Genomic DNA, 14,352 nt, shown 5'->3' on the forward strand with positions numbered 1-14,352 from the left:
TCCGCGGACGGGGAGCCGGCCATCGGCGTTCAGGGGTTGCTCACCGGCCTGGGCGCGGGGCCGGCCGGCGGGGGTGGAGCATCCGTCACATCAGGGCGACGGCAAGGGCCTTGCGGGCGCGCATCGAGGCACGTTCGGCCTTGCGGCGCAGACGGTCCGCGCGCAGCACCCGCAGGCCGAGGCGTTGCTCCTCGGCCTCGTGGAGGCGTTCCTGCATATGCGCACGGGCCAGGGATTCTTGGAGGAGATTCATTTCGAGGGTCCTGTTCTGGATCTGGAGTTCGGTGGTCTGCTCGGAGCGGACGGTCGGATCGATGCCGGCGGGGTTCATGTGGTGGTCCTGCTCGTGGTGCGTGGTCGGGAAGGGACGGGACAGTTCGGCGTCGGCCTTGGCGGCCGCGAGGCGTACCGAGTCGCGCAGTGCGGTGTCCAGCGGGGGCTGCTCTCCCCTGCGGACGGCTGCGGCTGCGGTGCGGGACATGGCTGCGGGGTTCACGCCATGACCTCGGTCTTGCGCGGACGGCCACGGGGGCGCTTGCGGGCGACGACGACGCCCTGGACGAAGAGCTCGCCGCCCCAGACGCCCCAGGGCTCGCGGCGCTCCAGCGCGCCGGTGAGGCAGGCGGCCTTGACGGGGCAGGTGCCACACAGCGACTTGGCGTACTCGACGTCGGCGGGCGTCTCCGCGAAGAAGACCTCCGGGTCGAAGGCCCGGCACGGGATGGCCTGCCCGAGCGAGTCGGCCTCGTCGATGGCGGTGAGCTGCATGAGTGTTACCTCCGGGGGGTCGGCCTGGTCGGCCTTGATGGTCTTGTCGGGTACGGACGGGAGGGGCGGCGGCGTGATGACCGTGGACACTTTGGGCGTCTTCCTCGTCTTCTTGGTGGATCCGGCCGGGCTCGTTGTTCGAGTTCGGCCGGAGGCCCCGTGGGGCCTGGGTGGGTCTTGCGTACCGGACAAAACAGAAGGGCCGCGGAACCCGGTTGCTGGGTTTCCGCGGCCCTGGAGGCACCGCCACTGACGGGTTGCGTCAGGGTCGTTCGCTCCAGGGTCCAGGCCCGCGGAAAGCCTGCTTCCGGACGGCATCGGCGCCGTTGAGGGCGGCCGAGGCCAGAATGATCTGCTGCTGCTTCTGCTCGACTCCGGCACCGACGACCGCCGCATAGCGGCCATGGGCCGCTTCTGCCGCTACTGCCTTCGGTGCCTGGGTCGGTCGCTCGTCGGACAGCGTGGCGCCGTCGACAAACATGGCCCAGTCACGGGACGAACCCGCCTCGACACGGGTGCCCTCAGCATTGCCGCGACCACTGACAAGGCAGTGCTCGGCAACCAGCAGGACTCCGGCGTTGCCGCCGGCCACGTCGAGACCCAGACCCGGCACGAGGACGCGCGCGGGCATGGCGAGGGTGGACATCGGGTCGGTCATTTTGGTGATCGTCTTCGTCGACACTGAACTCGCCTCCTCTCGGCGTCTCGCGGTGCCCAGTCCCCCGGGCTCCGATATCTGGTTGATGGTCAGCGCACGCAGAAACAAGCCCTCTGCGAGCGTTGCGGTCTCGTCCCCTTGACCGCTCCGGCAGGCTATTGCGCCGTACATGCGGCGCGCAAACTATTTTTCCGGCGAGTTCTCGGCCTGGTTCCCGGCCTCGTCCCCGGGCGAGTCCTGCACCGGCTCCCCGTCGGACTCCCCCACGAGCTCCGGACTCTCCCCCGCACACAACAACAGCACGTCGGAGCCGTACTTGTCCAGCTTCATGGCCCCCACTCCGGAGATCCGGGAGAGCTCGGCGAGGCTGCTCGGCACGTCCTCCGCGATGGCCGTCAGGGTGGCGTCGGTGAACACCACGTAGGCCGGCACGCCCTGCGCCTTGGCGCTGGCCGAGCGCCACTCGCGCAGCCGCTCGTACAGCGCCTCGTCCATGGTGGACGGGCAGCCCTCGCAGCGGCGGAGCTTGCGCTCGACGGCGTCGGTCAGCGTCCGGTCGCAGACCCGGCACTTGACGGGGCCGCGCACCCGGCGCGCGGCGGAGCGCTCCGCGCCCGGTTCGACGCCGCCGCGCCCGCCGCGGGTGCGCGTGCCGGGGCCGGAGGAGCCGGGGCGCAGGCCGTCCAGGAAGCGGGTGGGCTTGCGGGAGGCCCGGCCGCCCGGGGAGCGGGACAGCGACCAGGAGAGGGTGAGGAAGCGCCGGGCCCGGGTGACGCCGACGTACAGCAGGCGGCGCTCCTCCTCGATCTGCTCGTCGGTCTTGGCGTAGATGATCGGCAGCGTGCCCTCGGTGAGGCCGACCAGGAAGACCGCGTCCCACTCCAGGCCCTTGGCGGCGTGCAGCGAGGCCAGCGTGACGCCCTCGACGGCGGGGGCGTGCTGGGCGGCGGCCCGGGCGTCGAGCTCGGCGACGTAGGCGGCCAGGTCGGCGGGTTCGCCTGCGGCGCGGCGGGCGGTCTCGAACTCCTCGGCGAGGCGGACCAGCGCGTTCAGCGACTCCCAGCGCTCGCGGACCGCGCCGGAGCCGGCCGGCGCGGTGGCGGAGAAGCCGCGGGTGGCGAGCACCGCGCGGACCTGGGCGGCGAGGTCGGGCGCGCCGGCGGTGAGCGGGTCGTCGGCGGCGCGGGCGGCGCCCTTGAGCAGCACGCCGGCCTCGCGGACCTCGGGGCGCTCGAAGAACCGCTCGGCGCCCTTGAGCTGGTAGGAGATGCCGAGGTCGGCGAGGGCCTGCTCGTACACCTCGGACTGGCTGTTGGTGCGGAACAGCACGGCGATCTCGCTGGCCCGGACGCCGGTGCCGAGCAGGTCGCGGATCAGGCGGGCGGTGGACTCGGCCTCGGTGGGCTCGTCCGGGTACTCGCGGTAGACCGGCTCGGGGCCGGCCTCGCGCTGGGAGACCAGCTCCAGGCGGTGCTGGGCGGCTTCGCCGCGGGCCTGGGAGAGCAGGCCGTTGGCGAGGTGCACCACCTGCGGGGTGGAGCGGTAGTCGCGGACCAGCTTGACCAGCGTGGCGTCGGGGTGGCGCCGGCGGAAGTTCAGCAGGTAGTCCGGGGTGGCGCCGGTGAAGGAGTAGATGGTCTGGCTGGCGTCGCCGACCACGCAGAGGCTGGCGCCGCCGTCGCCGCCCGTCCACTGCTCCAGCAGGCGCTGCTGGAGCGGGGAGACGTCCTGGTACTCGTCGACGGTGAAGTGGCGGTACTGGGAGCGGACCCGTTCGGCGATCTCCGGGCGGTCCTCCAGGATGGCGGCGGTGAGCAGCAGCACGTCCTCGAAGTCGATCAGGCCGCGCTCCTGCTTGGTGCGCTCGTAGGTGGCGTAGACCCGGGCGATCTCCGCGGGGTCGCGCGGGGCCTCGCGGCCGGACTTGGCGAGGGCGGCGGGGTAGTCGTCGGGGACGACCTGGGTGACCTTGGCCCACTCGACCTCGGCGGTCAGGTCGCGCAGTTCGGTGCGCTGGACGCGCAGGCCGCTGCGGCCGGCCGCCTCGGCGACCAGCTGGACCTTGCGCTCCAGCAGGCGGGGGACGTCGCCGCCGACGGCGCGCGGCCAGAAGTACTGGAGCTGGCGCAGGGCGGCGGCGTGGAAGGTGCGGGCCTGGACGCCCTCGGCGCCGAGCTGGCGCAGCCGGCCGCGCATCTCGCCGGCGGCGCGGGCGGTGAAGGTGACGGCGAGGACCTGCGCGGGGTGGTAGACGCCGCTGCGGACGCCGTAGGCGATCCGGTGGGTGATGGCGCGGGTCTTGCCGGTGCCGGCGCCGGCCAGCACGCAGACCGGGCCGTGCAGGGCGGTGGCCACGGCGCGCTGTTCCGGGTCGAGCCCGGCCAGCACGGCGTCCGCGCCGAGGGGGGCGAAGGCGCCGTCGTCGTACTGCGGGCTGGGGCCGAGGCCGGGGAGGTCGTCCTGCATGCCTTCCATCCTCGCAGGCGTGCCGGACAGTACCGAAGTGTTGTCCACAGCCCGGCCCGGATGATCGGATCGTCCCACTGTTGTCCGTCCCGGAATGGGAGCGGCCCGTCGGACGTTGGATCCGTGGGCTGTGCGCCCCGTCCGTCGACCGAAGGAGTCCCTCACCATGTCCGGCACCGTCACGATGTACAGCACGACCTGGTGCGGCTACTGCAACCGCCTCAAGAGCCAGCTGGACCGCGAGGGCATCGCGTACACCGAGATCAACATCGAGCAGGACCCGGCGTCGGCGTCCTACGTGGAGTCGGTGAACGACGGCAACCAGACGGTGCCGACGGTCGTGGTGGTCGGCGCGTCCGGCGAGCAGAGCGTGATGACCAACCCGAGCCTGCGCCAGGTCCAGGCCGCGCTGGTCTGATCCGGGCGCACGCGCTCCGCCGGCGGCCCGGTCCCGTCCGATTCAGTCGGTCGGGGCCGGGTCGCCGAGTTCGTAGAGCAGGCGCGCCCGGTCGGCGGCGTAGCGCGTCTCGACCACCCTGATCGGGCCGCGCCGGTCGCGGGTGACGCGGGTGTTGACCAGCAGCGGCACGCCGGGGCCGAGGCCGAACCAGGCGGCTTCGGCGGGGTCGGGCATCCGGGCGGTGAGGTGGTCGGTGGCGGCGGTCTCGACCCGGCCGAGGGCGGCCAGCGTCCGCTCGTCGCCGCCGGGGGCCGGCAGGTCCTGCATCAGCAAGGTGTCGGCGGCCAGTCCGGGCCGGTAGTGGCTGTCCTCGATGGCGTACGGCTCCTGGGCGATCCGGCAGAGCTGGCGGCGCATCATGACGGCGTCCTCGGGCTGGAGTCCGAGCCAGTCGGCGATGTCGCGGCGGGCGCGGACGGCCCACACCTCGTACTCGACGGTGAGGTCCACGCCGGCGGCCCGGGCTTCGGCGGCGTAGGTCTCGCCGCCGGCGGGCAGGGCGCCGCGGCGCTGCGGGCGGCCGTGGACGCGGTGGTCGTGGCGGGCCCGCCGGCGCAGGTAGGTGCCCTTGCCCTGGACGCGCACCACCCGGCCCTCGTTGACCAGGACGTCGACGGCGAGGCGGACGGTGTTGCGGGCCACCCCGTACTGCGCCTCCAGTTCGTTCTCGACGGGGAGCCGGCCGCCGTCCTCCCATTCGCCGGAGTCGATGCGGCGGCGCAGGTCGGCGGCGAGGCGCTGGTACTTGGGCGGGGTCGCGTCGGCGCGGGGGATCGTCACGCGAGCGAATGTAGCCAGGCCGTTCGTGGCATTTCAGCGGAACCGGGAAGGGGGATCGTCACGCGAGCGAATGTAGCCAGGCCGTTCGTGGCATTTCAGCGGAACCGGGAAGAGCGGCGGCGGGCCGGTCCGGGAAACCCCGGCGGACCGGCCCGGAGGGAGGCGGAGGGTTCCGGTCGGCGGTGCGGGACGGCGCCGGGCCGCCGGTCGGGAAGAAGCACCGTGGGGGCGCGCGGAATGCTCCGCACGCCCCCACGGGTGGTGTCCTCACCAGCGGGCGGCCGCCGGCAGCGGTTCGCCGTACCAGAGTTCCACCAGGTGGCGGGCGATCGAGATGCCGGACGGCGGCAGGATCTCGCCGGCCTCCATGCCCGCCCGCAGTTCCTCCCGGGTGAACCAGCGGGCCTCCGACAGCTCCTCGCCGTCCACGGTGATGCCGGTGCCGTCCGGGTGCGCCCGGCCGAGGAAGCCGAGCATCAGGCTGGACGGGAACGGCCAGGGCTGGCTGGCCACGTACTCGACCTCGGCGACCCGGACGCCCGCCTCCTCCAGCACCTCGCGGCCGACCGCCTGCTCGATCGACTCGCCGGGCTCCACGAAGCCGGCCAGCGTCGACCAGCGGCCCTCCGGCCACAGCGCCTGGCGGCCCAGCAGGCAGCGGTCCTCGGTGTCGGTGATCAGCATGATCACCGCCGGGTCGGTGCGCGGGTAGTGCTCGGCCGCGCAGGAGGTGCAGCGGCGCAGGTGCCCGGCCCCGGCCTTCTCGGTGCGGTGGCCGCAGCGCGAGCAGAAGGTGTGCAGCCGGTGCCAGTGCTCCAGGGCGACGGCGTGCACCAGCAGTCCGGCGTCCCGGTCGGAGAGCGAGCCGCCGACCTCGCGCAGCCCGGCCGGGCGGGCGTCGCCGTCCAGTCGGCCGGGCAGCGACTCGCAGTCCAGCGCGAAGTAGTGGACGCCGTCGTCGTCGGTGCCCAGGAAGTAGCGGGAGCCGCTCTCCGGGGCCTCGAAGGAGGGCAGCAGCACCAGTTCGGTGCCGCCCCCGGTGTCCACCACGAACGCCTCGCCGCCGGCGATCGGCAGCACCTTGGTGGTCGGGTGGCTCCAGGCGGCGGCCAGCCACGGCTCGTCGAGCCGGCGGTGCGCCGCCCGGTCCACCCCGGCGCGGGCCAGCGCGAGGTGCTTGGTGTCAGGGGCGCTGCTCAACTCGTCCATCCCCGTTCGCTTCGGTACGGCTGGTGCGGCTTCGGTTCGGGACGCGCGCTCACGGGCGGAAGTTCTCCGCGAGGTCGCCCCACAGGTACGCGGAGGTCTCGACGCCCTTGCGGAGCAGGTCGAGCTCCACCTTCTCGTTGATCGAGTGCCAGCCGTCCGAGGGCACCGAGATGCCGAGGAACAGCACCGGCGCGCCCAGCACGTCCTGCAGGTCCGCGGCCGGGCCGGAACCGCCCTCGCGGGTGAACAGGATCTTCTGCTCGAAGGCCCGGCCCATCGCCCGGACGGTGGACTGCAGGGCGGGGTGGTCGAGCGGCGTCAGGCACGGGCGGGTCGCGCCCGGGAAGACGATCTCGTGCCGGATGCCCTCGGGGAGCTGCGCGGCGACCCAGGCGGCGACGGCCTCCCGGACCTTCTCCACCTCCATGCCGGCCACCAGCCGGAAGGACAGCTTCAGGTGCGCCTCGGCCGGGACGATGGTCTTGCCGCCGGGGCCGGTGTAGCCGCCCCAGATGCCGTTGACCTCGGCGGTCGGCCGGGCCCAGACCCGCTCCAGGGTGCTGTAGCCGGCCTCGCCCTGGGTGCCGTACGACTTGGCGACCTTCAGCCACTGCGCCTCGTCGAAGGGCAGTTCGGCGAACAGCGCCCGCTCCTCGTCGGTGAGTTCGACGATGCCCTCGTAGAAGCCGGGGATCGCGACCTTGCGGTCCGCGTCGTGCAGGCCGGCGGCGAGCGCGGCGGCCACGTCGGCGGGGTTGGGGACGGCGCCGCCGAACGAGCCGGAGTGGATGTCGCTGTCCGGGCCGAACAGGTCGATCTGGCAGTCCGCCAGGCCGCGCATGCCGGTGCACACGGTCGGGGTGGTCTCGGACCACATGCCGGTGTCGGAGATGATCACCACGTCGGCGGCCAGGCGCTCGGCCTCGCGGCGCACCAGGGCGGCGAAGCTCGGCGAGCCGGACTCCTCCTCGCCCTCGATCAGCAGCTTGAGGTTGACGGCGGGCGCGGTGCGGCCGGTGGCGGCGAGGTGGGCGCGCACGCCCAGGGTGTGGAAGAACACCTGGCCCTTGTCGTCGGCGGCGCCGCGCGCGTACAGCCGGCGGCCGATCACGGTGGGCTCGAACGGCTCGGTGTCCCAGCCGTCCTCCTTGGCGGCGGGCTGCACGTCGTGGTGGCCGTAGACCAGCACGGTCGGCGCGCCCTCGTCGCCGGACGGCCACTCGGCGAACACCGCGGGCAGCCCGTCCGTCTCCCACACCTCGGCGACCGGGAAGCCGGTCGCGCGCAGCTTGTCGGCCAGCCACTCGGCGGAGCGGCGGACCTCTCCCGCCCGGCCGGGGTCGGCGGAGACGGAGGGGATGCGCAGCCAGTCGGCGAGGTCGGCCAGGAAGCCGTCCTCGTGCTGGTCGATGAAGGAGCGGACGGCGCTGTCCGGGGTTTTCGTCATACGGACGACTTTAGTTCGCCGGGAGGGGTCCGTGCCCACGGCCTCCCCCGGCCGTGAGCACGGTCACTCTGCCCCGCCTCAGGCGGCCCGGCGGCCCATCGGGATCCGGGACCGGGTGAGCAGCGCCGCGAGCAGCACCGCCACCGCGGGCAGGCCGACCACGACCGCCGCGAGGTCGCCCCACGGGATCACGATCACCGCCTCGGGGGCGGCCTCGCCGGGTGCCGTGTACTGCGCCTGGTTCTGCGCGTCGAACAGGCGCAGCGCGATCGACGGGACGGCGCCGCAGAACAGGCCGAGCACCGCGCCCATCGCGGCGATCACCCCGCACTGGAAGCCGGACAGCCGCCGCCGGATGCCGCCGCTCGCGCCGACCGCGGCCAGCGTGGCCAGGTCCTGCTGGGAGTCGGCGGCGGCCAGGCCGGTGGCGATGCCGGCGGCGCCGAGCGCCACCACTCCGGCGAACACCGTCAGGCCGAGCGTGATCAGGTCGGTGGCCGGCCGGAAGCCGCGCTCGACCTGGAGCAGCGCGTTGTCGTCGAGCTTGGCGAGCGACCCGCTGGCCCGCTGGAACGACTTGTCGGACGGCTCCGCCGCGGGCAGCCAGAGCGAGCCGGCCTCCCGGGTGCCCAGGCCCGCCTTCTCGGCGGCCTGGCGGGACATCATGGCGGTTCCGAACGGGGTCGGCGCCTGCACCTCGACGGCGTCGGCGGTGAGGAGGTGCTTCACCGGCTCGTACGGCTCGCCGGAGGCCGCCTTCTTCTGGTCGTAGGGCTCGGTCATCTCCAGGTTGACCTTGCCGTTCTCCACGTAGTCGGGCCGGAAGACCAGCACCTTGCCGGCCGCGAGGGCCTGCTCGGCGGAGGCGTCGCGGACTCCGAACAGGCTGTGCAGCAGGGCCGCGTCGCCGACCACGGTGTCACCGAACACGGTGCTCTGGAACCGCCCCCGGTCGCGGTTGACCTTGCACCTGGGGTCCTCGTGCAGGCGCTCGAACTCCGCCGGGGTGCGGGCCCCGTCGGCCGGGCAGCGCTTGGCCTCGGGCAGCACGGTCTGCACCCAGCCGCACGACCGGCCGGGCGCGCACTTGCCGGGTGCCGTGACGTCCCAGACGTCGGCGCGCTCGCCGAGGCCGGGCATCGCCCCCTCGACCGCGTCGCGCATCACGGGCAGCCGGCTCTGGTCGGCGTTCGGGCCCCAGCCGGCCATCAGCGCGACGGCGTTGGCCGGCCCCTGCGGCTGGTAGTCGCGGCGGTGCTGCTCGTTGCTGCTGGCGGTGAAGATGCCCACGGCGACCGCGCCGGCCACCGCCGCCATCACGGCGGCCACCGCGGGGGCGGTGCGGCCGCGGTGGCGCACCGAGTCGCGCAGCGCGAGGCGCGGGCTGAGCGGCAGGAAGCGGCCGAGCCGGCCGAACAGGCCGATCAGCATCGGGGTGCACAGCAGCATGCCGACCTCGGCGATCACCGACCCGCCGAGCAGGCCGAGCACCACGGCGGTGCCGCTGGCGGCGCAGAGCAGGGCCAGGGCGGTGCCGCCGGCGACCATGACCAGGCCGATCACGGCGACGATCCGGCTGGCGGGCTTGATGCCGCCGCGTCCGGTGAGCGCCGCCACGACGTCCTGCCGGGCGGCCTGGACGGCGGGGACCACGGCCGCGAGGAGGCCGGTGACCAGGCCGACCGCGGCGATCGCCAGCAGGTCGAGCGGCTGGAGGTCGAAGTGGCCGAAGCGCCGCCCGGCGAACTGCTCGGCGTCGTCGCGGAAGACCGCGACCAGCAGCACGGCGACCACCAGGCCGACGACTGCGCCGACCACGCCCAGCACCGCGCCGCCGCCGAGCACGACGGCGCGCACGTGCCCGCGGTCGCCGCCGCCGGCGGCGAGCAGGCCGAGCTGGCGGCGGGAGCGGCGGGCGCCGACCGCGAAGGCCGGTCCGGCGAGCAGCACGATCTCCAGCAGGGCCATGCCGACCACGGTGGCGGCGACGGCGACGGCGACCTTGTCGGTTCCGCCGCCCGTCCGGTCGGGCCGCTGGTACAGCGGGACCTGGGAGTCGGCGGGCGGGTTCAGCAGGACCGCCTTCGAGGTGACCTCGAAGCCGTACTTGTTGAACTCCATGACCTTCGGCCAGTCGATGACGCCGCCCGCGGGCAGCTTGACCAGCCAGGAGTCGTGGACGAACGCGTCGGTGACCCGGTCGGGGTCGGCCTTCGCGAGCGGGGCGATCAGCGCGCCGGGGCGGGCGATCAGCTCGGTGCGCTTGAGGTCGTTGGGGAACTCGGCGACGGCCGTGATGGTGTACGGCTTGGCGTCCAGGCCGCGGACCGCGGTGGCGTCGCCCAGCCGCAGGCCCGACTGGTCCAGGAACTCCTGGGTGACGGCGATCTCGTTCGGCTGGGCCGGGAGGGTGCCGCGGACCAGGTTCAGCATGCCGTGCCAGACCGGGTCGGCGAGGTCGACCTCGACGGTCCCGACCGTCATCCGGCCCTCCTTGGTGGAGGCCGTGGTGCGCGGGCCGGCGGGCAGCTGCACCAGCGAGGCGCCGGCCGGCAGCAGCTGCTTCACCAGGTCGGCGGGCTCGGTGTCGAGGCTGCGCTGCTCCTCGGGGGTCTTCGCCCGGCCGTCGTCGTCGGGGCGGTCCATCCAGCTGTCGTTGTTGGGGCTGGGCGCCTGCTGCACGGTGACGCCGCGCATCGCCATCTCGATCTTGGCGTCGGCGCTGCCCATCGTCCGGGCGATCTTCTCGTGCGGTTCGAGCTGGGCGCTGCGGGCGACCACGTCGACGCCGGCGACGCCGAGGATCGGCAGGGCGATCATCGCCACCACCAGGGCGCTGCGGCCCTTGGCGCGCATGGCGTCGCGGCGGGCGATCCGCAGGGCCGCCCGCCAGGCGGTCAGCCTCACCGGTCGCCGTCCTTCCGGGCGTTGGCGGCGGCGGTGACCAGCAGGGTGCCGGCGTCCTGGCGGGCGGTCTCGTCGACCATCCGGCCGTCGCGCAGGAACACCACCCGGTCCGCCCAGGCGGCGTGCCGGGCCTCGTGGGTGACCATCATGGCGGCGGCGCCGGCGTCGCAGCGGGCGCGCAGCACGGCGAGCACGGACTCGCCGGTGGTGGAGTCGAGGGCGCCGGTGGGCTCGTCGGCGAGCACCAGGCGGCGCTGGCCGATCAGGGCGCGGGCGATGGCGACGCGCTGCTGCTGGCCGCCGGACATGTCGTCGGGGAAGCGGTCGGCGAGTTCGGCGATGCCGAGTTCCTCGAGCGCGGCGAGCGCCTCCTTGCGGGCGGCGCGGGCCGAGACGCCGTCGAGTTCGCGGGGCAGCGCGATGTTCTCGGCGGCGGTGAGCGCGGGTATCAGGTTGTAGTCCTGGAAGACGTAGCCGACGGCGCGGCGGCGCACGGCGGCGAGCTTCTTGCGGTCGAGCTCGCCGAGGGCGATGCCTTCGACCAGGACCCGGCCGTCGCTCGGGGTGTCGAGGCCGCCGGCGAGGGTGAGCAGGGTGGACTTGCCGGAGCCGGACGGGCCCATCACGGCGACCAGTTCGCCCGGGTACACCTTCAGGTCGACGGCGCGCAGGGCGTGCACCTCGGCGGCGCCGTGGCCGTGCACCCGGCTCACCCGGTCCAGGTGCAGTACCGGCTTGGCCGGCTTGAGTTCTTCGGTCATCGCTCCCCCAGGAGTGTCAGAGGCGGCCGCGGTCGCGGCTCTTGACGGCGCGGCGCGCGGGCGGCGCGGCGACGGGTTCGGCCGCGGCGGCGGCCTGCCGCTCGGCGTGCTGGCCGAGCCGGGATTCGCAGTGGTCCAGCCAGCGGATCTCCGCCTCGGTCTGGAAGATCAGCTGCTCCAGCACCAGCAGCCAGGCCAGGTCCCCGCCGGTGCCGGTGTCGGCGCCCAGTGCCTGGCCCTTGAGCCGGGTGTAGTCCTGCAGCGCCTTCATGCTGTGCCGGCGCTGGCCCTGGACGACGGCGGCGACGTCCACTCCGGGGACGGTCACCGCCATCGCCAGCTTGATCGCCAGTTCGTCGCGCGGCGGGTTGGTGCGCGGCACCGGGGTGTCGAACCAGCGGCGCAGTTCCGAGCGTCCCTCGTCGGTGACGGCGTAGAACTGGTGGCCCTCGTCGTCCTCGCCCGCGGATTCGACCAGGCCGTCCCGCTCCAGGCGGCCCAGGGTGGTGTAGACCTGGCCGACGTTCAGCGGCCAGGTCGCCCCGGTGCGGGCCTCGAACTCGGATCGCAGCTGGTAGCCGTAGCGGGGGCCCTGGTCGAGCAGGGCGAGCAGACCGTGACGGATCGACATACTGAGTATGTATACCCGGTATGGCCTCCGCCGCTCAAGCCGCCTCCCCGTTCACACCCACCCGGTACGGTCGGCTCCGTGACCACTCTGCGGATCGCCACGTACAACCTGCTGCACGGCCAGCCGCTGGCCGCCGACGGCAGCCCCGCGCCCTACCCGGCCGAGCCGGGCGCCGCGCTGGCCGAGGCCGTCGCCTCGCTGGACGCCGACGTGCTCGCCCTCCAGGAGGTCGACCGGCACCAGGAGCGCTCCGGCGGCACCGACCAGGCCGCCGTCGCCGCCAAGGCGATGGGCGCCGCCGACTGGCGCTTCGCCGCGGCGCTGCACGGCACGCCCGCCCGGTCGGCCGGCTGGGTCACCGACCCGGCCGTCCCCGGCCTGCAGGTGTACGGGCCCGCCGACGCGGACCACGGCGCCGACCGGCCCGCGTACGGGACCGCGCTGCTGACCCGGCTGCCGGTGCTGCACTGGCGGGCCCGCCGGTTCGCGCCCGCCCCGTTCGGGCTGCCGCTGCGGGTGGCCGGGCGGCGCGGGCTGACCGCGGTGCCGGACGAGCCGCGGGCCGCGCTGGCGGCGGTGCTGGCCGGGCCGGCCGGGGAGTTCACCGTGGTCGCCGCGCACCTGTCGTTCGTGCCGGGCTGGAACGTCGCGCAGCTGGCCGCGATCCGCCGCTGGATCGCCGACCTGCCGCAGCCGTACCTGGTGCTCGGCGACTTCAACCTGATCGGCGCGGTGCCGCGCACCGTGCTCGGCTCCGCGCACGCGATCCAGCGCACCGCGACCCGCGAACGGGTCCGCACCGCCCGCCGCACCCGCCTGCAGGGCTGGTACGACCTGGCCCGCACCCCCACCTACCCGTCGCACCGGCCGACCGTGCAGTTCGACCACATCCTGGGCATCGGCGTGCCCCGCAGCACGGTCGGCTCGGTCGCGGCGCCGCGCACCGGGGTGTCCGACCACCGGCCGCTGGTGGTGGAGATCGACGTCTAGAGGGTGTTCCCGACCCGGTCCCCGGCCTGCTGCTGGACGGGCAGCACCACCGGGTCGAACTGGAGCATCAGCATCGCGGCGTCGTCGCCGAGCTTGTGCCCGACGTGCCGGACGACGTCGTCGTGCAGGCGGTGCAGGACCTCGACGGGGCCGCTGTCGGCGAGCAGCGGCAGCCGGTCGGTGAGCGGGTAGAACGCGCCGAGGTGGTCGCGGGCCTCGATCACGCCGTCGGTGTACAGCAGGATGCGGTCGCCGGGCAGGGTGGCGATCCGCTGCAGCGGCGGGCGGACGTCGGCCGGATCGAGCACGCCGAGCGGCGGGACGGTCTCGTCGGCGGCCAGCAGCTTCGGCGCGTCCTCGCCGCGCAGCAGAACCGGCGAGGGGTGGCCGCAGTTGGCGATCTCCAGGGTGCCGTCGGGGCCGACCCCGACCAGCACCAGGGTGACGAACTCCTCCTCCACGCCCGGGTGGTCGTTCTCGTGCAGCGCCCGGTCGAGGCTGACGGCGAGCCAGCCCGCCACCCGGTCGAGGTCGGGCTCCTGGTGGGCGGCCTCGCGGAACGCGCCGAGCACGGCGGCGGCGGTCTCCACCGCGGCCAGGCCCTTGCCGCGCACGTCGCCCATCACGGCGCGCACGCCGTGCCGGGTGTTGACCACCTCGTAGAGGTCTCCGCCGATCGAGGCGTGCGCGGCGGCGGCCGCGTACCGGACCGCGGCCCGCACCGGGCCGACCCGCTCGGGGACCGGGCGCAGCAGCACCCGGCGGGCGATCTCGGCGACCAGCTGGGCCTCGGCGAGGGCGAGTTCCTGACGCAGCCTCAGCGTGGCGCTGAGGTGGCCGATGCCGGCGATCAGCACGATCGCGGCGACGGTGGCGGTGTGCACGGACTGGCCGAGCACGTCGTTGTACCAGGCCATGCCGAAGGCGCACAGCTCGGCGAGCGCGCCGATCAGCAGCGGGTACCAGGTCCGCCGGGAGACCACGGCGGCGAGGGCGGGGACGGCGGTCAGTGCGGGTTCGACGGTGACCTGGCTGTTGGTGAACAGGTCGAGGGAGACGACCAGGGCCATGCCGATCAGCGGCAGGGCGTGCGAGGTCTTGGGCCAGGTGCCGGTGACGGTGTTGGGTACCGGCCCTGGGGTGGGGCCGTGGAGGACGTCCCTGATCCATCCGGTCGCGCTCAACGTCGGTCTCTCCAGCGGAAGGTGCGGGTGCTGCTCGGGCACCTGCGGGTCTGACGGGAGGTCAGGGGTCGGGGCCCTGACGGCGGCCGGA

13 protein-coding genes are annotated in these 14,352 nt (G+C 74.2%); 2 read left to right on the top strand and 11 right to left on the bottom strand.

The window, feature by feature from the left end; genetic code table 11:
• Positions 1 to 85: 85 nt before the first annotated feature.
• From ACFV1L_RS25860 to ACFV1L_RS25875, 4 genes are all read right to left on the bottom strand, one after another.
• Positions 86 to 331: a hypothetical protein gene (locus tag ACFV1L_RS25860; protein WP_035865758.1), complete on the bottom strand. Its 246-nt coding sequence runs from the start codon at positions 329 to 331 to the stop codon at positions 86 to 88.
• Positions 332 to 492: 161 nt separating this feature from the next.
• Positions 493 to 807 carry a WhiB family transcriptional regulator gene (locus tag ACFV1L_RS25865; RefSeq protein WP_051654023.1) on the bottom strand — a complete coding sequence of 105 codons (315 nt, stop codon included), beginning with the start codon at positions 805 to 807 and terminating at the stop codon, positions 493 to 495.
• 223 nt (positions 808 to 1,030) lie between these two features.
• Entirely contained in the window at positions 1,031 to 1,450 is a 420-nt protein-coding gene (locus ACFV1L_RS25870; RefSeq protein ID WP_380369851.1) for a hypothetical protein, read from the bottom strand.
• 159 nt (positions 1,451 to 1,609) lie between these two features.
• Complete coding sequence (locus ACFV1L_RS25875; RefSeq protein ID WP_380369852.1) at positions 1,610 to 3,892, bottom strand: ATP-dependent DNA helicase UvrD2; 2,283 nt, start codon at positions 3,890 to 3,892, stop codon at positions 1,610 to 1,612.
• 166 nt (positions 3,893 to 4,058) lie between these two features.
• On the opposite strand from ACFV1L_RS25875, the gene ACFV1L_RS25880 reads away from it, so the two are divergent.
• Positions 4,059 to 4,310, top strand: a complete 252-nt coding sequence (locus ACFV1L_RS25880; protein WP_035865750.1) for a mycoredoxin — start codon at positions 4,059 to 4,061, stop codon at positions 4,308 to 4,310.
• A 42-nt stretch (positions 4,311 to 4,352) separates the two neighbouring features.
• On the opposite strand, the gene ACFV1L_RS25885 is transcribed toward ACFV1L_RS25880, so the two are convergent.
• The 6 genes from ACFV1L_RS25885 to ACFV1L_RS25910 form a co-directional block, all read right to left on the bottom strand.
• Positions 4,353 to 5,132 (bottom strand): GntR family transcriptional regulator, encoded by a 780-nt coding sequence (locus tag ACFV1L_RS25885; protein ID WP_380369855.1) that lies wholly within the window; start codon positions 5,130 to 5,132, stop codon positions 4,353 to 4,355.
• 267 nt (positions 5,133 to 5,399) lie between these two features.
• Positions 5,400 to 6,341: an NAD(+) diphosphatase gene (gene nudC, locus ACFV1L_RS25890; protein ID WP_380369857.1), complete on the bottom strand. Its 942-nt coding sequence runs from the start codon at positions 6,339 to 6,341 to the stop codon at positions 5,400 to 5,402.
• A gap of 49 nt (positions 6,342 to 6,390) precedes the next feature.
• Positions 6,391 to 7,788 carry a dipeptidase gene (locus ACFV1L_RS25895; protein WP_380369859.1) on the bottom strand — a complete coding sequence of 466 codons (1,398 nt, stop codon included), beginning with the start codon at positions 7,786 to 7,788 and terminating at the stop codon, positions 6,391 to 6,393.
• 78 nt (positions 7,789 to 7,866) lie between these two features.
• Positions 7,867 to 10,695, bottom strand: a complete 2,829-nt coding sequence (locus ACFV1L_RS25900; protein ID WP_380369862.1) for an FtsX-like permease family protein — start codon at positions 10,693 to 10,695, stop codon at positions 7,867 to 7,869.
• A complete protein-coding gene (locus ACFV1L_RS25905; protein ID WP_380369865.1) occupies positions 10,692 to 11,456 on the bottom strand; it encodes an ABC transporter ATP-binding protein in 765 nt (254 codons plus the stop codon). Before ACFV1L_RS25905 ends, ACFV1L_RS25900 begins: the two co-directional genes overlap by 4 nt.
• Before the next feature lie 16 nt (positions 11,457 to 11,472).
• Positions 11,473 to 12,087, bottom strand: coding sequence for a PadR family transcriptional regulator (locus ACFV1L_RS25910; RefSeq protein WP_380369868.1), 615 nt, complete (start codon positions 12,085 to 12,087; stop codon positions 11,473 to 11,475).
• A gap of 78 nt (positions 12,088 to 12,165) precedes the next feature.
• Between ACFV1L_RS25910 and ACFV1L_RS25915 the strand changes: the two genes are divergently transcribed.
• Positions 12,166 to 13,077 carry an endonuclease/exonuclease/phosphatase family protein gene (locus tag ACFV1L_RS25915; protein WP_380369871.1) on the top strand — a complete coding sequence of 304 codons (912 nt, stop codon included), beginning with the start codon at positions 12,166 to 12,168 and terminating at the stop codon, positions 13,075 to 13,077.
• Here the strand turns inward: ACFV1L_RS25915 and ACFV1L_RS25920 are convergent.
• Positions 13,074 to 14,261 (bottom strand): PP2C family protein-serine/threonine phosphatase, encoded by a 1,188-nt coding sequence (locus ACFV1L_RS25920; protein WP_380369874.1) that lies wholly within the window; start codon positions 14,259 to 14,261, stop codon positions 13,074 to 13,076. The two genes, ACFV1L_RS25915 and ACFV1L_RS25920, sit on opposite strands and share 4 nt — an antisense overlap.
• Positions 14,262 to 14,352: the final 91 nt, after the last annotated feature.

The organism is Kitasatospora sp. NPDC059646 (assembly GCF_042734615.1).
In the GTDB taxonomy this organism is placed as follows: domain Bacteria; phylum Actinomycetota; class Actinomycetes; order Streptomycetales; family Streptomycetaceae; genus Kitasatospora.